The organism is Paenibacillus sp. FSL F4-0243 (assembly GCF_037963295.1).
Lineage (GTDB): Bacteria > Bacillota > Bacilli > Paenibacillales > Paenibacillaceae > Paenibacillus_AQ.
The window spans coordinates 3,690,178-3,713,952 of record NZ_CP150151.1 but is presented as its reverse complement, the minus strand read 5'-3'; the positions used below and the strand labels follow the sequence as shown (position 1 = coordinate 3,713,952).

General features: G+C 39.6%; 17 protein-coding genes and 2 pseudogenes. 1 reads left to right on the top strand and 18 read right to left on the bottom strand.

Translation table 11 applies throughout. The annotated features are described in order from the left end of the window. Positions 1 to 9: 9 nt before the first annotated feature. The 7 genes from NSS87_RS16270 to NSS87_RS16240 all read right to left on the bottom strand — a co-directional run bounded on the left by NSS87_RS16270 (position 10) and on the right by NSS87_RS16240 (position 8,137). A complete protein-coding gene (locus NSS87_RS16270; RefSeq protein ID WP_339241260.1) occupies positions 10 to 1,647 on the bottom strand; it encodes a hypothetical protein in 1,638 nt (545 codons plus the stop codon). Positions 1,648 to 1,683: 36 nt separating this feature from the next. Further along, a complete protein-coding gene (locus tag NSS87_RS16265; RefSeq protein ID WP_339241258.1) occupies positions 1,684 to 2,661 on the bottom strand; it encodes an ATP-binding protein in 978 nt (325 codons plus the stop codon). A 15-nt stretch (positions 2,662 to 2,676) separates the two neighbouring features. Further along, on the bottom strand, positions 2,677 to 4,638 hold the full coding sequence (locus tag NSS87_RS16260; RefSeq protein ID WP_339241256.1) for a hypothetical protein: 1,962 nt from the start codon (positions 4,636 to 4,638) through the stop codon (positions 2,677 to 2,679). After that, on the bottom strand, positions 4,613 to 5,290 hold the full coding sequence (locus NSS87_RS16255; RefSeq protein WP_339241254.1) for a hypothetical protein: 678 nt from the start codon (positions 5,288 to 5,290) through the stop codon (positions 4,613 to 4,615). Before NSS87_RS16255 ends, NSS87_RS16260 begins: the two co-directional genes overlap by 26 nt. A gap of 858 nt (positions 5,291 to 6,148) precedes the next feature. Continuing rightward, positions 6,149 to 6,886 carry a hypothetical protein gene (locus tag NSS87_RS16250; protein WP_339241252.1) on the bottom strand — a complete coding sequence of 246 codons (738 nt, stop codon included), beginning with the start codon at positions 6,884 to 6,886 and terminating at the stop codon, positions 6,149 to 6,151. Further along, a complete protein-coding gene (locus tag NSS87_RS16245) occupies positions 6,883 to 7,482 on the bottom strand; it encodes a TetR/AcrR family transcriptional regulator (RefSeq protein WP_339241250.1) in 600 nt (199 codons plus the stop codon). Before NSS87_RS16245 ends, NSS87_RS16250 begins: the two co-directional genes overlap by 4 nt. 457 nt (positions 7,483 to 7,939) lie before the next feature. Continuing rightward, entirely contained in the window at positions 7,940 to 8,137 is a 198-nt protein-coding gene (locus NSS87_RS16240; RefSeq protein WP_339248594.1) for a hypothetical protein, read from the bottom strand. An 85-nt stretch (positions 8,138 to 8,222) separates the two neighbouring features. Here NSS87_RS16240 and NSS87_RS16235 point away from each other — a divergent pair, with 85 nt between their 5' ends. Then, the gene (locus NSS87_RS16235) at positions 8,223 to 8,939 is read left to right on the top strand and encodes a hypothetical protein (protein ID WP_339241247.1); all 717 of its coding nucleotides are present in this window, start codon (positions 8,223 to 8,225) and stop codon (positions 8,937 to 8,939) included. 725 nt (positions 8,940 to 9,664) lie between these two features. Here NSS87_RS16235 and NSS87_RS16230 read toward each other — a convergent pair. From NSS87_RS16230 to NSS87_RS16180, 11 genes and pseudogenes are all read right to left on the bottom strand, one after another. Then, the gene (locus NSS87_RS16230; protein WP_339241244.1) at positions 9,665 to 11,338 is read right to left on the bottom strand and encodes a DUF6138 family protein; all 1,674 of its coding nucleotides are present in this window, start codon (positions 11,336 to 11,338) and stop codon (positions 9,665 to 9,667) included. A gap of 60 nt (positions 11,339 to 11,398) precedes the next feature. Next, positions 11,399 to 11,608 (bottom strand): annotated as a pseudogene (locus NSS87_RS16225) (DNA alkylation repair protein); the annotation flags it as partial. A 29-nt stretch (positions 11,609 to 11,637) separates the two neighbouring features. Continuing rightward, positions 11,638 to 14,790 (bottom strand): ATP-binding protein, encoded by a 3,153-nt coding sequence (locus tag NSS87_RS16220; RefSeq protein ID WP_339241241.1) that lies wholly within the window; start codon positions 14,788 to 14,790, stop codon positions 11,638 to 11,640. Between the two features lie 507 nt (positions 14,791 to 15,297). Beyond that, positions 15,298 to 17,169 (bottom strand): M56 family metallopeptidase, encoded by a 1,872-nt coding sequence (locus NSS87_RS16215; protein WP_339241239.1) that lies wholly within the window; start codon positions 17,167 to 17,169, stop codon positions 15,298 to 15,300. Continuing rightward, positions 17,166 to 17,579: a BlaI/MecI/CopY family transcriptional regulator gene (locus NSS87_RS16210; RefSeq protein ID WP_339241237.1), complete on the bottom strand. Its 414-nt coding sequence runs from the start codon at positions 17,577 to 17,579 to the stop codon at positions 17,166 to 17,168. Before NSS87_RS16210 ends, NSS87_RS16215 begins: the two co-directional genes overlap by 4 nt. Positions 17,580 to 17,654: 75 nt before the next feature. Further along, positions 17,655 to 18,386 carry a hypothetical protein gene (locus NSS87_RS16205; protein WP_339241235.1) on the bottom strand — a complete coding sequence of 244 codons (732 nt, stop codon included), beginning with the start codon at positions 18,384 to 18,386 and terminating at the stop codon, positions 17,655 to 17,657. A gap of 436 nt (positions 18,387 to 18,822) precedes the next feature. Beyond that, on the bottom strand, positions 18,823 to 19,218 hold the full coding sequence (locus NSS87_RS16200; protein WP_076283655.1) for a BlaI/MecI/CopY family transcriptional regulator: 396 nt from the start codon (positions 19,216 to 19,218) through the stop codon (positions 18,823 to 18,825). A gap of 586 nt (positions 19,219 to 19,804) precedes the next feature. Then, entirely contained in the window at positions 19,805 to 20,197 is a 393-nt protein-coding gene (locus NSS87_RS16195; protein ID WP_339241233.1) for a hypothetical protein, read from the bottom strand. A 113-nt stretch (positions 20,198 to 20,310) separates the two neighbouring features. Further along, positions 20,311 to 20,449: pseudogene (locus NSS87_RS16190) on the bottom strand (MarR family transcriptional regulator); the annotation flags it as partial. A gap of 214 nt (positions 20,450 to 20,663) precedes the next feature. Beyond that, positions 20,664 to 20,792 carry a DUF6254 family protein gene (locus NSS87_RS16185; RefSeq protein WP_234540893.1) on the bottom strand — a complete coding sequence of 43 codons (129 nt, stop codon included), beginning with the start codon at positions 20,790 to 20,792 and terminating at the stop codon, positions 20,664 to 20,666. A gap of 369 nt (positions 20,793 to 21,161) precedes the next feature. Beyond that, on the bottom strand, positions 21,162 to 23,363 hold the full coding sequence (locus NSS87_RS16180; protein WP_339241227.1) for a M1 family metallopeptidase: 2,202 nt from the start codon (positions 23,361 to 23,363) through the stop codon (positions 21,162 to 21,164). Between the last annotated feature and the right edge of the window lie 412 nt (positions 23,364 to 23,775).

Below are 23,775 nucleotides of genomic sequence, written 5' to 3'. Positions count from 1 at the left end.
CTAGTGTGTCTAAATTTGTTTCTTGTATTTATCTAAATCCCTGTATTGTACATGATTGTCTATTGCAATTTTCATTGGATGATACGACTTTTCATTAGCTTTTTTCCTCTTCTTTTTTATAGAAGGATAAGGACAGACGACTTTTGGAGAAAGCTCATTATGTACTCCTTCATTATCCCAAAACATTTGGAATTCCTGAAACTCACTTTGAGGAAATTGGAAAGCGAAAATTCTTCCATTAAGCTGTAATTCATCATTTAATGATACTTGTTTAGAAGATGCCGACAGTAGAAATCTAAAATATTTCATACTTAAATAACCTGTCATATGTGACACTAACCAATTCAAGTGAGAATGGTATCCATACTTTACAGAAGTCGATTGCATGTAACTTATTATAATATCCTCAATAGGATCATTTTCGAAGAAACCTAATAATGTAAGATTATGTTTATAATCGTGTGAATTTAAAACCTTATTATCTACATCATAATAATCCCTTAATCTCATTAAATTTTGTTTCCATTTCACGTATGCATATGCATAGGGACAAATTAAAGATTCTTGGCTATTTTCATCTTTAATAACATCTACGTAACGACGTATGCATGACTTATGATCTTTAAGTAGGGATTTTCTTAAATGTTTAGCAATAGCGCTGATGGTCTGATTTTTTGTTTTAATAAGTTCATGTTTTAGTTTATTTCTAAAAGGATCTGATTTATCATTTATCATATTATCTATTGTTGCTGAATAGTTCACAAGTGGATTTTGGTTATTAGTACCCATTGCATCATTGCTCTTTATTCGGGTTAAATATGGTGAAGTTTTTATAGTGAATATTTGGATATCCATTTCTGAATTAATTTCATTTTTTAATAATATGTTTAATAAGAAACTCAGGATTTGTGGAGTTTTGAAAATATCAGTATGCGGATACAAATAAATAGTATTAAGGACTTGTTGTTCATTTTTAGTTAGATGAATCCACTGTTTTACCATAGGGTCCATTATGTCATGACTGGAATAAATTCTCCACTCATCTGAAAGTCTGCTACCTACTACATGACCTTGTTTAAATTTGTAGCCACATTTACAGGTGTACGGTGACTCAAAGTGCTTAGCATCTGTTATGTCGTATGGGTATTGATGATAACACGATGGACAACGATCGAGTAAGGGAGATTGATGATATGGGCAAAAGTTAAAAAGTCCAAACTGATGCAATGTACTGTGATGACCATATTTTAAGCACTCCAAACAAAAGGTTAATGATTTTTTCCAATATCGAAGTTCCTTAAATCTCATTCCAGTTTGTCCAACCTGTCCTTTATGTAAAAATCCACACAAACTATTCATAAGATGATAATTATAATCCTTAATAGAAAAACCAATCTTCTTTTTCAGATAATCATTATCAAAAGCAGATAAAAAGTAAAGATTGAATTTGTTTCCTGACCTATGGCCTTTTTGTTTCAAGTTTTGAGCAGAACCAAATAAATTAAAGTAATCCTTTTTGCTAAATAAATTTGCATAATTTAACTTTTCGAAAATTGACCATGGTGACTCAAATTCACTAATCCAATTTGTATTCCATGTTAGAGAACCTTCTGGAATACTTATATATTTTGAGATATCAGGTATCATGTTGAATTTTCTCTCCTACCTACCTTTTAGTTATGATTAAAGAAGGTCATTAAATATTTCATTTTCAATGTAACCTGACTTTCCCAATGCATCAAGCCAATGAACAGTAGATAAGTGTGGAACATTCTTTCCCTGTACACCATATTTTTTAAAAACATATTCAATGGTAAGGGTTAAATATTGCATTGGAATTTCCAGTGATTTTTGAACACCTTTCTCTTTTCTTATGTTTTCAATTGTTGAAAAAAGATCGTCAATACAGTTTTCCAGACGAAAACCTTGATCGTAAGCATCAGGGAAATAATATCTTGTAAAGGACCATCCGCTATTAGTAGGGTACTCAGATAAGGAGTCGTATCCATTCAAACATGTAAGAAGCTCTTCCCTGGTTTTGACTCCTGAGAATTTATATTCGTGCACCATAAAACGTCCAACAATTTGTCCCATCTTTGCTGCTATAAATCCTGATCTTACATGTTTCAACTCCTCTTGCCCCACTAGAATTGCTGTCATACTAATGCCATTTTCTTTTAGAAAATTATATATATCCATCAGAACATTATATTGAAGTGCAACGAGTCGTTGAGCATCATCGATAAACATAATTATTCTTCGGCTTCCGGCTTGTTCGGCCTTTTCTTGTAAATATTTGTTTAAACGTTCGTTCTTCATTGTTTTCCGACCGGAATATGGAAGATCATGTCCAAATTGTAACAGTAATTCTTCATAAAAAGTGTTTTCATTTATTCTACTATTTTGATTGCATTTGAACTTTAAAATGGGGAGTTGCTCGCCAAAATCTAGAGGCAACTCTTTCTCAAGGTAACTGATGGCCCATGTTTTTCCTAACCTAGGCCTGCCATAAGCTATACCGCCAGGTGCTCTATTCTCAATCCATTGTTTAATGTTTTTATACATCTTTCTTACTTCTTTTGTTCCAATAAAATAATTACCAGTTTCAATAGGATGAGTTTTTAGTGGTAAATAAGGTCTTTCTGAAATGTCATGATTCATCAATCCTACTCCTTTTTATAGGGTATAGGTGCGAAAGACTCTATCGTCATCATCATCGTCAATATCAGTATTGAGAGTACTTTCAGGTGCTTTATTGGTGATTCTTATTTCTTCATTATTTTCATGACGAGTATATTGATCTTGTTCGACTCCATTCAATTCTCTTTGTAACTGAGCTAATTGATTTCGATCCCGTTTTCCAGTTTTCGCTTTTTCAGCTCTATAGGAATAATAAACTTCAAAAGGATCCTGATAGTTATCGAAGAAGATCTTCCTATGCTGCTTGAGTTTATTTATGGCTTTTCTTGTCCTTAGAGAGTGTGGAGTTGTCCCCCAATATCCCTGAGCCTTTAAATAACCGAATTCGCTTCCATCAGGTAAGAAGGCTCTTATAATTCGAATATCTTCAATATTTACTAGAAGAGTTAGTTCTGTTCCAATTAAATGTGCACTATTTGAGAGGACGTCATTCTTATAAGGAACCCCCATAAAATGAATAAAGGGACGTTTTCCATGTTTGATGTTTCCACTGACGGTTCTAACCGTACTAAGCAAGAAAAAAATCACATTTTCTCTTTTTTCAGGTTCTAAAATTCTTGGTTCCATTCCTCTCTCTATTCTTTGTTTCATCAAATTTAGTGGGGAAAAGTTTCTAATACCACTGTGTGGCATTCCATTGTAATTAGATATAAGTACATGTGTTAACTCTTCAAGATCATTTACTGATATATCATATTTTTTCGCCTGTTTTTCCGGATTTTTTCTAAGAGGATCTGAAGGAGAACTTCCAGTTGTACTTGCTAATTTGTGATATCCCAAATCCTCAAGCGTTCGGAATAGTCGTTCAATGATTCCTCTTAATTCTGGGGTGTTTACGGGTCCAGGATTTATGGTGCAACCGACCACTTCATGTAATCGATCTGTAACAAGATTTGCTAAATTCGCCTTTCCATTATCAATACTGAATTCATTCCACAGCGCCCAAGCTGCTTCTTGAATTTCAGAAGATGGTATACCGCCTAAAGAATTATAAGATAGATTAGGGATGCTAAATTTAATTTTTTGATAAGGAACAATTGAATTTCTAATGCAATGTAACACATCATCTAAGGTATACTCTTTATTGAGACAAATATGATGACCAAGGACAGATCTTGTCGCGACATCTACTATTACAAGGAGCCATATTCTATCAATTACTTCGGTAAATGAATCTCCTTCGGGAGTAGTAAAAGTTATAGTGAAAATCGCGTCAATTCTATGACCATCGAATTGAACTCGTTGAAATGGTCGTGTTAAAAGTAACGTATCTTCTTTTTTTTCATTTATCCACGTGGCTTGTCTTCCTGCAGTTTCACCATGAAGTTTAGATCCCTCAGCAAAATGTTTTTTTTCGATTTTTTTGAAGAATCTATACAATGATCTTAGTCCTTTATCATTGGTATTAAAGGGGTAATCATGGATTCCTATTCCTTCTTTTTGACAAAGTTTCAAGAACAAATTATGTATTGCATCACCATTAAGCGTCGGAATTGGTGTTTTTTCATTTTTTCGTCTTAAATATGCTGAAGTAATCATTTCTTCTATTTTTGGATAATTTATCATAAGCGCACTAAAAGCTCCATTAAAATTAGGCTCTTCTTCATTTTTATAGGTGGTTGGAGCTTTTCGTGTATATTTTGAGATTCTTTTATGAGGAATCAAGGCCCTGAAGCCCCAAATTATATTTGTAACCGGGTCGTATTCCAAGCATTTATTCACAAATTTACTTAATTCTGATTTATGAATTCCCGTGGCTTCCGTAATTTCGGCCAAAGTTAGATCACTTTGCATATAATACATAATAGCTTTTTCTCGGTTCAAATATATCTCTCTGTCTTCTGGTTGGAGCTGCATAATATTTACGACAGGCCAATTGGAGGTATCTCGGTATTTTGGATCGAGGTTGACTTTATTTCTCAATCGCTTCTGATTCATTTAAAGTCACCTCCGATAAACTTGTAATTAATTGATTAACTTCATCGCAAACAAGAATTTTATGGTATATGAGTGCATAAATACAATTACGAGTTGTAACAGGATGGAATGAACTAGATACTGAGTTCTCTAATTCGCGAATAGTTAATGTAGTATTTAATGTTTTCTTTTTTAGTAAATCTAAGAGGTCTTTGTTTATTTCATCGAGAGGAAGGTAGTAAGGGGAAATAATCTTTTTGTTTGATAGAGCTAAAGGATTGTTTCTGATATCAAGTTCAGTTAAAATTCTATGCTTTTTATTGTTTTGCTTGCACCAAATTTGCTGAGCGTAAAGTTCTTTAATCATTTTTTGTTTTGCACGTGGGTGAGTAGGATCTATCTCATAAGAATACTTTATGCATCTGAACTCTTCTTCATCAGCAAAATTAACCCACATATCAAATATAGTCTCAATTATTTCACCGGCAACTGAGATTACTATCTTGATAGGTTTCTCGCAATAATTGTTAATGTCAAGGTTCGTTTCTATTAGTACCCAGTGGTCATATTGAAGATCATTATATAGACGCACCTTACGATGAAGTCTTTTACTGAATACATTAAATCTGTTCATACCCATCTCATTTTTTATTTCACGAATTGGTGAGTACAAATTGTTCACATCCTCACTTTTTGTTAAAAAAAGGCGTTTAATAATTAATTCACCTTTTTAAGGTTATATCCTTTGTCGAATCATCACTTTCTTTATCGAATGTAAAGAAATGTTATTTTGGATTTAGAGTGTATGGAAATAAAGTATTAAACTGAGTATGTCGATGGACTTTAAATTATGTAATAATGTTGAATTACTAAAACAGTAGTTGAATTCAGGGAAACTCATATACGTACTGTAATCTCGGCAAGTGAGTAAAAACAAAAATAACGACAGCAATGGCCAAAAGTGCCAATGCTGCCGTAGGTTATAACCTTCTTTCTATACCGATACTAAGCTGTCCTCACGAAAAAATAACTGTATTGTCTTGATTTCATTCTCGTCGGTCTAATTCGTGGAACTAATTATCTTCTCTTTCAAAAGAGAGTTTTGAGGCTTATTGATCAGAGTGCAAACTTAAATTGCCACTCTGATCGAGTTGGGGACTTTGTGTCATTACTCCTAGTGAGTAGGAGGTTTTGTGTCATTCTCTAATCGAGTAGGTAACTTTGTGTCAAAATTTTGTGACACAAAGTTACCTATCAAATACAGAAAAAACCAATAGAATCAGGGTTTGTATGGTAGGTAACTTTGTGTCAGTCTACAAATCGTGTTAATAGCTAAAAGTATGGCAAACATAGAAATTCACCCCCCATTCTATTAGATAAAATTCAGTACATTCTACTGAAATGACCTCTTTCTCAAACAAAAAAATATAAAACGGCGACATTGATTACATCAAAAACTTTGTAAGGCATGAGCACTACACTTTAGTCTTAATTATAAAAAAACTGCATGTTTTCTTTATTTCAAGAATGTTTATCCGTTACTATTTTTATGATCCTTGATCCATTCTAACCAATAAGAAAACTCACATGCTAAATGCATTTGATGCGATTCTATAAGTCTAGTAGGACAAAGCGCTGGGAACTCAACAACAAGACTTACTTCTATCCCAGTATTGGTATCTTTGAATTGATGACGAACCCCACCCATAATAGTACCGTCTTTCATACGGGCAACACCTGCTGATTGGTACTGATAAGAGTTATCTCTAGGTGTTTTTAATCCTGTTTCGTCATCAAAGACAATGAAGAATTGAACAGGAAACGGGGAATTACCAGTAGTTTCAATGACCTCCAGTTCGTTTTCTCCAAAAGGTCTTAATACATAATGATCAGGACAAGCTGATAGATTTACTTTATCATTCTCGCGTGATTGCTCTAGCATTAAACTATCAATTCCCTTTATAGCTTCTTCTGCCGAAATGCCCTCTAAATAGATATCTGTTTTTGAAAATTTCCGTCTATCTCCAGATAAAGCAGCACAGACACGCATAATCATTCCACTCAATCTAAGTTTAGATTTCAATTTATCGTACATTTCGTTATAGGAATATCTCATCTTTAGTTCAGCTAACTTTTTTATCATTGCGTCTGTATCATTTATTTCAGGCTCATTATGTCCTAATGTATTTAAAACCTTTTTTATACGTTCTCTTTTCCATTTTGTAAGTTGTTCCTGTGAAATATCGTTTCCGTTAATATAAATTTTCATATGAATTCTCCTGTATTCTTATGTTTTGGATCGTATCGTAGTGTGGTTAATATTAGATTAACGATCTCTTTCTTAATATCAAGATTTAAATCTATCTCCGAATGGGCAATACTACTAAGGCCATATAAAATATATCCAGAAGTTAACGATGCGTTGGCAGTGTGGAAAATCCCTATTTTCATCCCATCTTCAATTACCTGTTGAAATAGCGGGTGTATTTGCTTGTATAATTTCTTCTCGAGTTGGAAGTGTTGTTCTGTCTGATAAGAACTCACATGTTTATATGGTGCTAGTTTTTCAATAAATGTCCAAAATATCTCTAGAGAATCTTTCATTTTTTGCATAACGGTCAATTCATTTGAATTAAGTGCATGTTGAATTTTTTCTACATTTTTCACAATGAAATTATTCAAAATCTCATTAACAAACTCTTCTTTAGATTTAAAGTAGTAATAAAATAAGCCGGTTGCAACACCCGCATGATTAACGACATCCTTTATGCTGAATCCTCCCATACCATTTTTCATATAAAGTTCAAAGCCAATATCCATTAATTCTTGGCGTCTTAGATCAGGTTCTTTTGATATTCTCTTCATTGTCCATCTCCCAATGTAATTTTTATCGCGACTGAATATGATTCAATCATAACTGACTGAATGTAGTTCAGTCAATAAAAACTGTTGCCAATCCATGCCGGGATTAGTAGCTCTGCCCATCGCATATCTCGTATCTAATCCCCCGATCAGAAACTTACTCCTCGTACAACCGTTCAAATCTGTGGACTGTCAAAGAACTACTTACCTTGTGAACTAGAAATCCGGCTATAAAGTCTCTCTAGATACTTTGTAAGTATCAGTAAGTACAATCACCGCTACAATGCAGGTGACTTTATGTCAAAATCCCAAAATGTAGGCACTTTGGTGTCCTTGGACATCGGAAGACAAGAACATATTCCCTTATAGGACAAGAACTTTGTCCCTTTGCCGATTCCCCCACTTTTTCCGGCATATAAAATCCACCCATATAAATGAGTTGATCAATAACCATGTTTTCTTACAAAATTAACGAGATTGGTTCCTGACTTCGGTCATTCCGCCCACCTACGTGTCCGAAGCAACCAGATCTGCGACGCACAGCATCTTGCCACGCCGCCGGTACCAATTTACGCAGTTCCCGGTAGTTGTTGATTTCCCCGTTAAAAATAAGTGATACTTCGCCCGACTCATTGTGCATCGGCTGCGAACCTTGAATTCATATGATTTACTTAGGAAGGGTATCATTTCAAGTCATCCATGAATAGGCTGTTGTAATAAATTGAATAATGGAGGTATCCCGGATGACCTTTGGGAACGAATATCCAAACAGCCAGGCTGATCCATCCGTATCCCCTTACTTTACCCGTTACAATCCTTTCCCTTACTCTCATTACTACCATCTCTTCCGTTCAGAAAGCAGTCTGGCAGATATAACCTCAGATAGCGAAAACACCAAAAAAGAACTTATAAATGGTTATATGAACGAAAATTTATGCAGCGGGCAGGGGATTAAGCTAAATACCGGGATAGAAGTAGGCGGTAAACACGGCATTGGTTTAAATGCTGGCGGGAATTTAGCCTTAGGTAGCATGGGTATGTATGCGGGCGGCCATATGGGCACTCCTTCATATGGAATCCATGCGCAAGGCAATACTCATCTGGACAGCAGCCAGGGTCTAGGGCTCAATGCGGAAGCCCAGGCCTTCGGCAATTACGGGATTGCGGCTCAGGCAAAAAGCCAAATAGGTGGCGGTCAAGAGGCAGGTTTTCATACGGGGGCGCAGGTCGGAGGAGAGTACGGTATGAGTGCTGATGCCGAAGGACACTTGGGGTTCAGTCAAGGCGCGGGACTCCAAACCCATTTGCAGCTTGGCGGCGAAAATGGTCTCGGAGCCCAGGCCAAGGCACAACTCGGCGGCGGCCAAGGAGCAGGCTTAGGAGTTGCCGGACAGGTAGGCAAATATAATGGAAAGTTAGGACTTAAAATCGGCGGTAAGGACAAAGAAACCAAGGAGTAAAAGTTGCCACAACATTAAGTATTTAACCTTTCATTAGACATCCATTTAATGAAATAGGTAATTATTTTCAAGCTCATTTTATGAATACCAAATCGGTAATAGGACCATGTTCCTGTCCATTAACGGCTAAAGGATCAAGTTCCTGTCTGGAGTAAAGGACAAGAACTTGATCCCTTAAAATACAAAAACCGCGCGGGGCTCGGGTTCTAATGGGACTATGTTCTTATCCACTGACAAATATATACAGATGTAAGCTCACTAACCTTTCTTCCGGAATCCTCCGTATGTTCTTCAATCAAGACTTTCATCAGAAACTCGTACCAGACTTTAAGTGAGCATGATCATCTACAGTCATTTTGCTACCCTCCAAATTTTTGTTTTATTAACTTGCTTCGAGTAAGACTATTGAGTTAAAATCCTCAAGTTGCAATGCTTCTTTATCTATTCTTGGAGGAAATGAGTACATAATGTAAGATGCCACCTAGTCATATTAAATCATAGTATCTCTGTGTGTTCCCTGACCATATTAAATGATCTATTTGTAAAAGCTTTCCCCTACTTATGATACGGTTCACCCGTAACGGGGCTAGCGGCAAAAAAAGTAAAAGGAGCTGCCGTGCATGCTCCTTCGCTTAACGATCTTAATGCTTCGATCATCTTCTCTAGGTTTTGTGACGTGGTATGCAAATTTGCAAATGATCTTCACACAGGCAGCCTCCCTATCATCAAGCTTGTTCCGCTGCCTTTAGCAATCGAAGCAACAGCTCCTTACGCGGTTCCTGCGCCTTACGAGCCAATGTAGCCAGCTTCTCCGCCTTGCCAAAAATCGGGTACAGCACTCGTTCGGCCTCGTAATTCGATAAAGCCTCGACATGCTGCACCAATAGCGATAGCTTGTCTTCACTTTCCAGTTCTGGCTGAATCCTCAGCTTCAGCGAATCATGAGAGCAACGCAGGCAAACGACCAAGGCGGGCATCGAGCGTTCGGTTATGCCATGGGTCTCGGCGAAAACAGCCGTGAACTTGTCCTGCACCAGCTGATGCTCCTCGTCTACAAGGGCCATATAGGTTTCTACCAACGGAAAATAGCGCTCGTCCGTGAGTCCCAGCCCGAATACGGCATAACTGCCTGGCATGACGCTTTTCTCACCTTCTGTATCCTCGTACCACACAAACTCTTCCATCGCCTCACGAGCGTATTCCTCCAATAACGGATACAGCTCGGAATAGGCCAGTGCATTCGCGAAAAAACGATGCGTATCCGATTTGGCAAGTCCTTTAATGGGTAATGCCTCTCTCACGCTGGATTTTAGCTTGATTTTGTAGCTTTTTGGGAAACCCTTCCGGAGTAGGGAGAGAATAAATGAAATTGCCCTTTCGTACGCCCCAGCCTCTTCTTTACGAATAACGACCGTAATGATGGAAAACACATCGTTAGCCTTGCATTCAGTCAACTCGTCACGCAGATGAACGTCTTCTCGTGCGAAGGTGTCGCTACCTTCCTTCAACATGCGTCCGGCTTTGCCGCTGCCCAGCTGCCTCGCCAGCTCCAGAAAAGTCATTCCCTTGGCTTTACTGTAGCTTGGCTCGTAACGAAGAATCATCACAGCGCCGTACAACAGCAGATCGATAGGCTGGTTCGGCTCATCCATATGCTTGAGAGCCGTATCCGGCTTGATTTCATTTTTATTGGTTCTGTATTTGGAAAGGGTAACATCATAGTGACGTGGCAGGAATACTTCCTCGGCCCAGTGGGTTAAAGCTCGAATGATATCGCTTCGATGCTCTCTCAGCGCTTGCGCCCGTTCTTTATTCAATGCCTGAATCCGGTCAAATATAGCAATCGTCCGTCCGACGTCCGGTTCGTTGAACAAATACGGGTCCAACAGATGGCGTGTCAAAAAGAAAGTTTCTAGCGGCTTTGTCGGGTAAGCGCCCTTCACCAGTTTTTGCTCGATATAGGACTCAACCCGCTCCAGAAGCTGCCGCTTTTTCTCTTCATATACGATGTCAAAAACCGTTAATCTCACGTGCCCGTCTGCCGTTGCGAATCTTCCCTTCAAGGTAAACCGGTAGTCGATAAGGGCCGACGTATGCAACTTGTCCAGCTTCTCCCTTACGATGCTCGTCAACCGGGGCTGCACCTCATGCAAGACCTCCTCCTGCGTAAAAGGAGACGCCTTCATCGACTTGCGCCCTGAAGCATTCCTTCCAAAATCCGAACTGCCAACGCTAGTCCTACCCGGTCGATAATCCAGCACAATGTCGTTAAAAATGCCCACTTGCAGCGTGGTACGCTTGACAGCGCCCTCCACGTCCTTTCGTTTCTCTTGTTCCTCAAACCACTCATAAATTGCCGCTTTCATCTCTTCCAGCGCTTCTTCCTGTAGTTCGTTCATGGTCTCCCGCCTTTCCACATGTTTCTTCGCTCATCGCTTCCAAAATATCGTTTTTTTCCCTTCGGAAAATTTACTATCCTTGCGATTTCCGAGCAGCCAGCAGTAACAATTCCAACCCGCCGACATTTTCAGCTCTACACCACTTGCAATCCATATATCGGCTACTTCTTGCGCAATATCCGTTTCTGCCAAAGTCACTGCTACCACAAAATCGCCCGTGATCACTCCTGCTTAGTAAATAGCGTCGTAATTCCTTGTAGCATAGAGCAGCCAAGGTTGCTCCTTAAATCACTTATATATCACCTAGCTTTATCCCCTCTATTCAACCTGTTATGTACATGAAAAGTTACCTTTGTCCCTGTACCTAACGTACTTGTGATATGGAGTCCTGTTCCAAAGTGCCGTTTTAATCGCAGATCAGTATTAATCAATCCGACGCCTGAACGACTATCTGCTTTCCTTTCAAATATTCGTTGCAATTGGACCCCGTCTATTCCGTCCCCATCGTCTTCAACGGTTATCTCTGCATGCGTCTCATAGACAGAAATCCGAATAAGAATCGTTCCTCCACGATTGCGCTTCATTATGCCATGTCTTATCGCATTTTCAACGAGAGGCTGGATCGTAAGAAATGGGACTTTTATGTCCCCACGGTCATCTGTCTCCCAAATAACCTGTAACCTTTCTTCAAACCGAACCTTTTCAATATATAGATAAGAACGTACTAGACTTAACTCCTCTTCGATCGGAACAAGCCTATCCATGTTTTGAAATTCAAATTTATTCCTCAGAAAATTGCTGAATTCATCGAGCAAATTACGCATCTTATCCAAATTAATATCACTTAAAGCTGTTACAGCATTCAACGCATTAAATATAAAATGAGGCTGGATTTGCGCTTGCAGCCATGCAGCTTCTAATCGCAGTTGTTCTCGAACGGATTGTTTAATCGTAGCTAACGCCTCAATCCGCGATTTTATTTCTATTGCTTCCACTGGCTTCGTCACATAATCGTTTGCCCCAGCTATAAAACCGCTCTGAATATCTTTCGGTTGGCTTCTTGCGGTAAGGAGCAATACAGGGAGCTCCGTGAGTGTAAACCGCTCACGAATCATTCGTGTCAGCTCATAACCGGACATCTGTGGCATCATGATATCGGAGATGACCAGATCCCATTCCTTAGTGTCCAGTACAGCTAATGCCTCTTTACCGCTCGTTACCATCGTTAAATCATATTCGTCTGGTGGTAGTATGGCTTCAAGTACTTGAAGGTTGACAGGATCATCATCAACAACTAATAGAATCGGACGTTCACGATTCATTTCTATTAAAGTTGCTTGATTCGTAGCTGGCGGAATCTTCACTTTTTCCATATACACTGAGGAGGCTATTTCTTGATTCGGGATGGATTGGAATGGTTCAAATGAGTTAGTCAAATCATCCTCTTCCTCTACTTCCAAACCTGCTAGCCTTAATGAAAATGTGAATTTTGAGCCCTCTCCTAAAACAGAGGACACTACTAACGTACCTCCATGAAGCTCAACCAGTTGCTTGCTTATACTTAAACCCAACCCAAAGCCACCATCAATCATAGTCTCATTCGTGCTGGCTTGCTCGTACGGACGGAATAGGCGCTTAAGCATGTTCTCATCCATTCCGATCCCGGTATCAGCAATAACGATATAGGCTCGTCCATCTTTTACAAAAGCTTGAATCGAAATGACCCCATCATTCGTATATTTCACAGCATTATGAAGTAAATTGAAAACGATTTGAACAACCCGGTTCTCATCCGCATATATTGGCGGAAAATCTTCAGGAATTTGATTTGCAATTTTTACAGACTTCACATCTGCATTTAATTGCAGCATATCAAGTACTCCGGTCACAATTGGCTGAATAAATATGACTCTTTTGTGTATACGCGGATTTCCTTCCCGTAAACTCATCACATCAATCAAATCGTCTAATATCAATGTCATTCGACGTCCTACAGATAAAACCGTTTCAAGCTCTTTGATACTCCTTTCCTGCAACAAATGCCGCTCCCTTTTTAAAACGGATTGTGACATATTAAGAATACTATGAAGCGGATTTTTAAATTCATGAGAAGTATTTGCTAGGAATTGATCTTTATGGTCATTCATCCTTTGCAATGTTGTCGCAAGCTCTTTCGTGTTCGCATGCATGATAAAATAATCTTTAAACCATACAGAGGCTAAACAAGCTATCGCAATAATCATATCGAACGGATAGTAGACAAGACTCAAACCGCTATCCAGCAAGATTAACGACCAAAGAGCATAGTTCATCAACGCAAGAAAAGAGATAAGCAGTAAAAGATTGCTCTTTAAATCTTTAATTACTTTTTTAAACATCGTAATCAGCGTTATAACTGCAGCAGTACCACCTAATACATAATAAATAGGGAAGAGCATGATCACCTGAGTTGGATTTAAAAACAACGTGATGCCGGCAGTCCCTAGATTCATTATTTTGTAGACAGGGTACATCCTACGCCAATATGGAAGCTCGCGATGATTCGTACACTGGAGCAAAGCATAGGCTGCAATAACGAAAGCAATATTAGTCAGCCTAAAATCCCAATCAATTCCAATGTAAAATAACTGATGGAACAACTTCTCATCCGTACTAAAGACACTCGTGATCGTTACACATAATGCAAGCAAACTAAAATAAAGCAGCTTCTTTTCCTTATTTCCTATTAAATACAAAATAAGTGCATAGACAGCGTGCATAATAAAAATAATCGCTGCCAATAACTGCATAAAAATGGAAGCCTTCATATCTTTGGCAATGGCTTCTTCTGAACCGAATTTTATGGATCGGACAATGCCCCCGCTTCGACTATCCACATAATTTGCAGCCTGAATCACGAGTTCGATTACACCGTTGTCATCTGCTGTAAAGGTTGTAGAATAAGGTAGGTCCTTCGAAATATATTCATCCTTTGTTGTCGCCACCTGTCCGGATTTAGTAAGTAATCGACCGTTTACATATAATTCTGATGCAGTGCGTACACTGGGTACACGAATACTATAATTAAGATGCTTCGCCGGGTCTACATAAAGAAGCAAACGATAAGAGCCATACCCGTATGGAGATGGCTTGTCAGCATGCAAAACTTCACTCCATCCTCCCGGTACCTGAATGTGCCTTGGCGCATTATCGCCTAACAATTGTTGCCGATTACCATCTATCAACCATTGCGAGGGATAAAACTCCCATTCCCCATCAAGTAAGTGAATGCTGCCATCTTCTGCATTCCAATTGCGTAAATCGAATTGCCCATTATGAATTGACGCCTGTTTGGGATATTGAAACGTCTCCATCCATAAAATGCGAAAACCGGTTAAAACAACTAATATGAAAACTAGCAATAATATTATATAGCTCTTTTTCATTTGATATTTGGATGAGTGAGTTTCCACGAAATATTTCTCCCCTAGTCATTTTCTTCTAAGTCATTTAAATAAGTACTCTCCATAATTTACCACAGTTAATACAGGAGAAACGGACGATAAAGACATCTTTATGTCTATTATATAGAAATACACAAAGTTTGATATGTAACCGCTTCACTTATTAAATTATAACAACCTCCCCTTACTTTTTGCCAACCATACATCGACATATATTTCAAGACCAATTCATTCTCCATAGCTAATGCTTTATTCGAATCAACTAATTCAGAATCTTTGCTTTTTGCTAATTCAAATTTGCACTTCTCACAAAATATATTTTCACGTTCGATATATACTACCATTGTGAACCTATAATAAACCCAGTCATGTCACTTAATATTCACGAAGAAGCCTCACCTGTTTTATATGATAAGCAATTTACTAAGATAATCATTCACTTATATCAATTGCTCCAAGATAAAAAACCCATATCGACCCTAGTTCTAGGGTGATATGGGCGCCTGCCTTGAGATGTTATTTTTTAATTGCAGCTTTCAGAATTTCGATCTTCTCTTGTCGTGATAGATCCGATGAGGTTGAAATGCTATATCCAAATTTACCGCCATCTTGCCAAAAAACGTATTTTGGGAAAACATTAGCCGGTAAATCATCGTCAAAAAATCCATTATTCTTAGTTCCATCGGCGTCCACAGTATACTTCGTAATCGCAAGCGTATCTTTCCCGTTCGTGTATTCCAGTCGAATATCGTCGGCTTCTTTCCAGTCCATTTTTTTCGTGAAGACCGGTTTGCCGCTCTTCTTCCCTTCAGCTCTCAAATCATCGATGAACTTGCCTCCCAAGGGTCCTCCGATTCTCGCTTTGGAGAAAGTGTAGCCTTCTGGCAGGTTGGAAGGCTCTTGCAAGACAGCGCCTTTTAAGGTTGCTGCTTTCTGAGAATATTCATCGAAGGAAGCATATTCCTTCGTCAGCCCCCAATAGCTAAGATCAAGTCCGCTGTTCAACGCTTTATATTTATGATAGATAACATACGTGTCACCCGTCTCTTTAACCAATTCCTTCACGCGATTGATTTCATCGTCGATATATTTTTTATCCTCTGCTGGAAGTGCCTTAGCTGCATCCGCCGCTAGTTTATTCATTTTATCCATTTCTTGCTTATACAACGCACGGTCTACCTTAGATCCATTGAATTCCTCAGGATAGGTGATATCTAATTGACGATCCCCAGCTTCTGATTGTGCCGAAACAGCTATCGTTGCGTTCCCATCATCTTTTTCCTTGGCATTGACCAGCGTCACGCTGCCAAGCGCGAGAATGATTGTCATCCCTAAGATAGAAAGGCGATATGATTTTTTATTGAATTGTTTGATCATGATAAGTCTCCTTTTCATTTGTTTATGTGTCGCAGATAGGCCGGCAAGTCCCGGCAGGCGATGGTCTCCCGAGAAATGTTCCAACACTTGGATGATCGTCTGCCCATACGCATTATTTTGCTGTGGTCTCATTCGATCCAGCACGAAGGCATCACAGGCCATCTCTTGATCTTGTCGCGCTCTGTTCACTGCAAGCCATACAAGTGGGTTGAACCAATGGAGAATCAGAACCAAGTGCATGATCCAATTCACGGCTACATCCCTGCGACGGACATGAGCGAACTCATGCGCCAAGATATACTGAAGCTGTCCTTCATGCAGCGACATCAGTAGACTTGGAGAGATGACGACTGTCGGCTTACAAAACCCAACGACGGCCGGACCGGGAATACGCTCGCTGGAAACAAATTCAACTTTGCGCTTCACGCCGAGCTGCTGCCGTGTATCATGGAACAAGGCCAATAACAAAGGCGTTTCTATACGGCTACCAGCGCGCAGGGCATGTTGCAATCGCAGCTGATCGTATATGGTTTTCGCGACGAGAAGCAGTACACCCGTAAGCCAGATCAGTACCAAGACTGGAACAAAGCCCATCGATGTAATTTCATTCCACCAGAAATGGTTCTCCGGCTTGCTTTCCGATGTATCCGTGGGTGCGGTTAATTCCGTTATCCCAACGACAATTCCATATTTCTCCGCCACAGAACCCTTTACGTGTTCTCCTGTCTCGCTTGCACTTATCGATGGATCTTGCATTTGCTGGTGAATGCCAGGCATGAAGGATTCCAGAGACAATACATTATAAAGGCTAAGAGAAGACTCTGGTGCCCAAGGAAGCAGCAAGCGGATCGCCACGGGTATCCAGAGCAAATATTTCCATCTGGCTTCCAGTTTGTTTTGGAATAAGAATTGCAGAATCAAGATCAGCATGACCAGAATGCCTGCCATGAACGATCCCTGGATCACCCAGCCGAAGAATGACACAACAGTTTCGTATAAGCTTGGACTCATTTAGATTCTCTCTTTTCTAGTTCCCCAATTCTGCCGCTATTGTCGAATAACGTCTTCAAATCCTCAATTTCCTGCATATTCAGCTTCTCATCTTGGAGGAAATTAGCCAACATCGGCATAATGGAACCACCATACATCTTCTCCATGAAAGAAGTAGTCTCGGAACGCTGATATTCTTGCTCGCTGAACTGAGGATAAAATAATTGCATACGCCTCGAACTCTGCTCCAGCTTCACGCCCGCCGCTTCCTTCTGTACCAGTCGGCTAAGAAGCGTTCGGGTCGTATTCGGGCTCCAGCCCATTCGATCCGTCATTTGTTGAACAACTTCACTAGAATAGCAATCTGGATTTAGCCACAATACCCGCAAAATTTCGAGCTCTGCATCCGTTATGGATGGTATTCGGTTCATATATACAACCTCCAAATCTAACTTGCGCAGAATGCATAGGATGGGTGAACTGCTGCGCATGCTCAAGGCAATCTATCACTTCTTGACCGCTGCTTTTAGAATTTCAATCTTCTGTTCTCGGGTGATATCGGATGAAGTTGAAAGGCTGTATCCGAATTTGCCGCCATCTTGCCAATAAATGTATTTTGGGAAAATGTTTGCTGGAAGGTTATCGTCAAAATAACCTTTTTTCTTCCCTTCTTTCGCATCCACCACAAACTTCGTAATCGCAAGCGTATCTTCCCCGTTCGTGTATTCCAGGCGAATATCGTCGGCTTCTTTCCAGTCCATTTTTTTCGTGAAGACTGGTTTGCCGCTCTTCTTCCCTTCGGCTCTTAAATCATCGATGAACTTGCCTCCCAAGGGTCCTCCGATTCTCGCTTTGGAGAAAGTGTAACCTTCTGGCAGGTTGGAGGGCTTTTGCAAGACAACGCCTTTTAAGGTTGATGCTTTCTGGAGATATTCATCAAAGGAAATGTATTCCTTCGTCAGCCCCCAGTAGTTAAGATCAAGTCCGCTGTTGAGTGCCTTGTACTTATAATACATGACATAGGTATCTCCAGTCTTGGCGGTCAAATCCTTCACTCTCTTAATTTCTGCGTCAACCGCCTTTTTTTCCGCTGCCGTTGGAGCTTGGACGGCTGCTTTTTTAGCCGTCGACTTCTGGGCTGACTTGGAAGAAGCCGCGTCTACCTCAAGGTTCATCGATGAACCCAATAGTAGAACACTGCTGAGGGTTGCGATGGCTAATTTTGATGCTGCTTTCATGTGAAAAACTCCTTTCTGTGATCCTGTTTTAAAACTACACGTGTAGTTATAATTCAATACTACAGTTGTAGTTATATTTTGTCAACACTATTTTATCGGACCCTTTTCGAGTATCCATGAAATAAAAAAAACTCCTCCGGAGAGCAGTTTGATCGTACGATGGATTCGTTATTGCTGTTGTAGGATCTGGCTGGAGATCTGCTCGAGCACGTTCTGATTATTGTCCACCAACAGGATGACATGATCCGGATTGAGGCTGGACAGCGCTTTGAGACTAGTTGGAAGCAGTCCTAGGTCATGGAAGATTAAATCGGCGATGCCGGTCTTCACATAGATTGTATGCTGGGTAATTTTGTGGAATTATACTAATAAAAAAACCGCGATTTACGCGGCGGTTCGACGTTATGCTGAATGGTTCTAGCTTTAATCAATTTTCTTATCGATCATCGTTGTTGCGACTCTCGTCAAACAATGCTTTCAAGTCATCAATTTCTTTCTCGTTCAGCTTCTTATCCTGCAAAAAATTAGCGAGCATGGGTTTCAAGGCGCCGCCATACAGTTTCTTCATGAACGATTTGGTCTCCGACTTCAAATATTCTTGTTCGCTGATGAGTGGATAGAACAAAAAGTTCCGTTTGGATCCCTCTTCCTGTGTTGTTCCCGCCGCTTCTTTCTGCACTAGACGGTTCAGGAGCGTCCTTGTCGTATTCGGGCTCCACCCCACTTGTTCCGCCAACTGTTTGACGACCTGGCTGGAAGGACAATTCGGACTGGCCCACAATACGCGCATCACCTCGAGCTCCGCATCCGTGATGGGTGGTATTTTTGTCATGCCTAAACCCTCCAAAATCAAGTTATGACTACATCTGTAGTCACAATTAAATAGTACAATTGTGGTCTGATCTTGTCAACCTGCAATGTGTTACATTCTAAAAATAAAGTTTTGCCGATCGAAATCAATGAAAAATACTGATCCAGGGAAGATCAGTATTTTTATAAAGATTTTAAATGATAAAGATCTTGAGAAAACTCTCCAAATGGCTACTTAACGAAGTATGAATTGATAAGCGAACAGAAATTTCAGAGGATAAGAAAAAATATCCTTACGGTAAAGTAAATATTAATGTTACGTCGAACACACCGAGCGAACGCGCCATGAAACGCGCCGTCGATATTATAAACGGAATCGCAATAAGTTACGTCGATAAAGATGTGGAAAATAACGTAGACGTCGGGTGCCCTTCCTCACGCCTCTTTTCGTGTGGTAACAAGTTATATTCAGGATTCTGTTCTGCATACAAAGTGGAAGTATATGCACGACACAAAAAAAGGACACTCCCAGAAAAAAACTAAGGAATGCCCTTTATTCTCATTAAACTAAAAAACTTTTTCCTTATAATTACTAATCAGCTCTTCTTTTACTGGTTTATATTACCTATTTTTTGATTTAACAGACTTACTATTTCCTTTGAATTATTACTCATTCCTTCGTCAATATTCTGATTCTTATTAGATTTGGAAAGTAACCGCGAATAGTTTTCTGTACTTGTAGCTTCGTCCTCAGCTTGTTTTGTTTCACTCAATAAAACTTTTGATCCGTCTGAATTAACAAGATACTGTCTAATATAAGCGCCTTCCCTTGCTGTAACCAGTTGCCCCTTTTTTTCTCCGGATTTGTCCTTCTTTTCTTCATCATCTTTCTTTTCAACTGTTTGTATGAGAAGCGTTGATTTAAACAACTCTTTGTTGTTTGTTAGATTGTTGCGTTGGTTAATGTGATAAACGCTAGGACTAGAATTATTAATACGCATGACTCCACATCCTCATCGAATGGAATTTTTTAAAATAGTTGTAACATATCATTTAATATCGGTATCTTTTGTTGAGTGATGAATACAAATTGCGATTTGGACAAAAAAGGGACGCCCGCGGCCATTAGCCTAGACGCGACGAGTATAGCCTGTGCGTCTATGTCTAGGTTATAGGGATCAATCTGACGTTTGGATTGGTACAAGCGAGGGAATAGCGTTAATGTCATTTGTTACGTTATTATTATTGTTCATATATTTATGTATGGCCCCTAATTACTTTTTCGTCAACACATTTTTCTATCAATGCCAATGGAAACCAACGGCAGAGATCCTTAGAGTAAAAAAAACAACAGGCTGAGTTGCCTCTTGTAACTACCATCTGCACAACTTCTCCGTGCCCGTTGTACAGGTAATAATAGTCCTAATGCAGAAAGACTGCCGGCAAATTTCTCCGACAGTCTTTCTCTTAAAAAGTAGTATTCTTATCTTCATATTCGCTGGACAATCCCTTAAGCGATTTGATTTTACCATGGGGATGCTGTTCTTGCTTTCGTGACTTCCAGGCAGCTTCTTTCCTTCTCTTCTGGTGAGCCATAAAAGATATCCTCCTCTGGAAATTGAGATGTATACTACTTCCTTATGATGTCATTCCATGGCTACGTTCATTCATATAATTATTTTGTGCTTACAGGCATAATACACTAGGGTATTTGTTTTTTTGGTACGTTCTCTTGTATCCGTTGGCCGCTGGTGCATACTGTAGCGGCACAATCGAGTTTTCCGAGCACGGTTAGAGCTGGTTTTCCAAAGGCAATTGCATATTTTTCAACGAGCTTTGTTTAAACGTTTGTTTTTTAGATTTTCACCTGTTGTGCGGTTTTAAATTTTCCTGAGAATCCTTATTATGTTAACAAAAAAATACGACCATGGAGCTCCCTCGGGACTAAGACTGCCCTGTCATTTATTATTCTGCAAATAGTTTCGCATACGGATTTTCGATCTTTTGTTCGCTGCTACTCTTACCTGTGTTATTCAGAACATAATATTGATAGAAATGGTTTGAAAAATTCAATGATTCCAATGCTTTAGCCATAAATGGATCTTCCGTCTGATCACTCAATTGGTCCCCTGTCCAAAAATAATGCAACATGAGACGATTCTGGTTATACGGATGTTTGATAATATAGGCTCCGGATTGATTAGACTTATTCATGATTTCCTGCCATTTAAAACCGATTGTATCAGCACGCTTGATGATGCCGGACTTCAAGGCTTGTACAAACCCATTCGCATCCGGTTTGCCGATGACAATGATATTACTGTCCCATAGCTCCTTCTTAAGCTTGTTTTTTAATACTTGACGTTCCGTTATAATCGTTGGCTTTATTCCTGCTATTTGGAAGAAGCCTTGAAACTGGTTGAGCAGTTGATCCTGTTGTTTTGTTGCTTTGTCCGATGTCAAACGGTCACTCAAGATAATCGTTAGCGGCTCGCCCTGCAACGTTTTATCGATAATTCGGCTCATCGTTTCAGACGGAACCTCTGGAAACTGCACAAACACTGAATGGTATATTGATTTAAATTGCTCGTACATATAAGCGGCTTCCTCGTCCGCTGTTAGACGATATTCAGACTTCAATGAATAATTGGGCTGACGCAAATCCGCTTCCCAATCATCTCTGACCTTTTTGCCCGCTTTGTTCTCAACAACCTGAAGCAGTCCTTCGATCGTCGCATTTTTGTATACATACTGGTCAAAATATGTCTGCATCAACTTATCAAACTTCTCTTCGCCAAGCGTACGATACAACTCATAGATGGCTTGACGGCCTTTTTTATAAAAAATAGCGTCGGGAGAATCGCCAACCTTATCATTGGATGCATCAAGCGGACTATCTAACGATACTTCATCGAATTGAATCACCTTGAATCCATTTAACGGATTTCCTTGTTTCTCATAGAAATATACCATAGAGAAATCGGCAAATCCTTCATCTAAAAATGATTCCTTCTCGGAATTATTTCCAATTAATGCGTGGAACCATTGATGCGCAATTTCATGGACAAATGCTGAATGGTTTGAAATATCTGGCTGACCCTCGATCATGCCCATCTGAATCATTCGCGAAAATTCAACAGCGATCCCTTCAACGTACGATTCAACAATTCTGAACTCCGGATAAGGATATTTACCATATTTTTCGCTGAAGAAGTTAATGACTTTAAACGCTTGATCAATATATTGATCGATAATCTGTTTTTTGTCTTTCTGATTATCAAAGTAATAGTATTGTATGGTCAGACCATCTCGTGTAACACTTTCTACTTTAAAATCGGGACTCGTGAAGAAGACAAATTCTCTCGTATTATTCGCAGTGGCCGTTACCATCTTTCGGCCTGCTTCGGCATCCTGTACGGTCAGTGTTCCAGGCATGGAAATCTGGTAATCGGCGGGTACATTCATGGTTACCTGATAATCCGCAGAATCATAATAATCGGATTCAAATGTAGTGCTGTAAGGAGTTTTGTCCCATGTATGATCTGCAGGGTTATAGACCGAAAGCACAGGGAACCAATGAGCGCCATTGATGATATTCTTGTAATGGGACAACCGCTGTGAGCCATAAGGAATTTTTACGTCGAATTCAAGTTCCAGTGTGATAGATTGCCCGGGCTGCAATGCTTGTCCCAATACAACCTTAAGTGCCTGATTCGTATTATCGAACTTCAAGGGTTGACCTAACGACTTCACATTGTTAATGTCAATGCCGCCCAGGAAATCTTCAGGTTTCTTATCCGGATTTTCCTTTGCCATTCGTTCATTTGAATTTTCGAACATACCCGACTGTGTTTCCTTTGAACGGTTTGCATCTGCAAAGGTGTGAAATACAATATTGTCCAGTGTATCCTTCGTGTTGTTTCGATAGGTCACAGTTTCTGTACCGTGAATTGTCATCTTCTTCTCATCAAGCCTTGCGTCTACTTGATAGCGCGCAAGCTGATGAACAGCCGCATCGGCTTCTAGCAACGAATCGTTCTGAATCGTTGGTTTCGCCGCCATCGCTATCCCCGTCCCGAAAACAGGGCCTGTACTTAATGCGACAACAAGACTGCCGGCAATCATGCACTTCGGTAGTTTAGTATTCCAATGTTTAAGTTTATTCATGTTGCTCCTCCTAATGATAAGTTCCTAATCATGATCGTAGATTCTCGAGTATGTACAAAGACTAGTATAAAGCTCTTACTTTACACGAGTTTTAAAGGAACCTTACATTAACCTTAAAAAGGAATCACTTATAGTTTTTTAAAACAGATACTCTGCACAAGTGTATTGCACTAACTCGATAAAACAGCGTTCCAAGGAGGTCCGCTCCCGCACTTGGCTTGACAATACATCTAGCCCAACAGGCTGCCGATATAGTAGCGCCTGTTGGGCTTCAAAAAAGGGTCTTATGTGGCTCTTGAACTAAAAACTTTAATTTTTATCATAATCAACATGAAAGCAAGCAAAGCGAATATGATTCCACTTCATATGAGCTGATGTATCCCCCATTGAGAGATAAACCATCACCAAGGGA

Excerpts from the sequence above, each read along its gene's own strand:
- NSS87_RS16270 (WP_339241260.1), bottom strand. The coding sequence starts at position 1,647 with ATGATACCTGATATCTCAAAATATATAAGTATTCCAGAAGGTTCTCTA.
- NSS87_RS16265 (WP_339241258.1), bottom strand. The coding sequence starts at position 2,661 with ATGAATCATGACATTTCAGAAAGACCTTATTTACCACTAAAAACTCAT.
- NSS87_RS16260 (WP_339241256.1), bottom strand. The coding sequence starts at position 4,638 with ATGAATCAGAAGCGATTGAGAAATAAAGTCAACCTCGATCCAAAATAC.
- NSS87_RS16250 (WP_339241252.1), bottom strand. The coding sequence starts at position 6,886 with ATGAAAATTTATATTAACGGAAACGATATTTCACAGGAACAACTTACA.
- NSS87_RS16245 (WP_339241250.1), bottom strand. The coding sequence starts at position 7,482 with ATGAAGAGAATATCAAAAGAACCTGATCTAAGACGCCAAGAATTAATG.
- NSS87_RS16235 (WP_339241247.1), top strand. The coding sequence starts at position 8,223 with ATGACCTTTGGGAACGAATATCCAAACAGCCAGGCTGATCCATCCGTA.
- NSS87_RS16230 (WP_339241244.1), bottom strand. The coding sequence starts at position 11,338 with ATGAACGAACTACAGGAAGAAGCGCTGGAAGAGATGAAAGCGGCAATT.
- NSS87_RS16215 (WP_339241239.1), bottom strand. The coding sequence starts at position 17,169 with ATGAGTCCAAGCTTATACGAAACTGTTGTGTCATTCTTCGGCTGGGTG.
- NSS87_RS16210 (WP_339241237.1), bottom strand. The coding sequence starts at position 17,579 with ATGAACCGAATACCATCCATAACGGATGCAGAGCTCGAAATTTTGCGG.
- NSS87_RS16205 (WP_339241235.1), bottom strand. The coding sequence starts at position 18,386 with ATGAAAGCAGCATCAAAATTAGCCATCGCAACCCTCAGCAGTGTTCTA.
- NSS87_RS16200 (WP_076283655.1), bottom strand. The coding sequence starts at position 19,218 with ATGACAAAAATACCACCCATCACGGATGCGGAGCTCGAGGTGATGCGC.
- NSS87_RS16195 (WP_339241233.1), bottom strand. The coding sequence starts at position 20,197 with ATGCGTATTAATAATTCTAGTCCTAGCGTTTATCACATTAACCAACGC.
- NSS87_RS16185 (WP_234540893.1), bottom strand. The coding sequence starts at position 20,792 with ATGGCTCACCAGAAGAGAAGGAAAGAAGCTGCCTGGAAGTCACGAAAG.
- NSS87_RS16180 (WP_339241227.1), bottom strand. The coding sequence starts at position 23,363 with ATGAATAAACTTAAACATTGGAATACTAAACTACCGAAGTGCATGATT.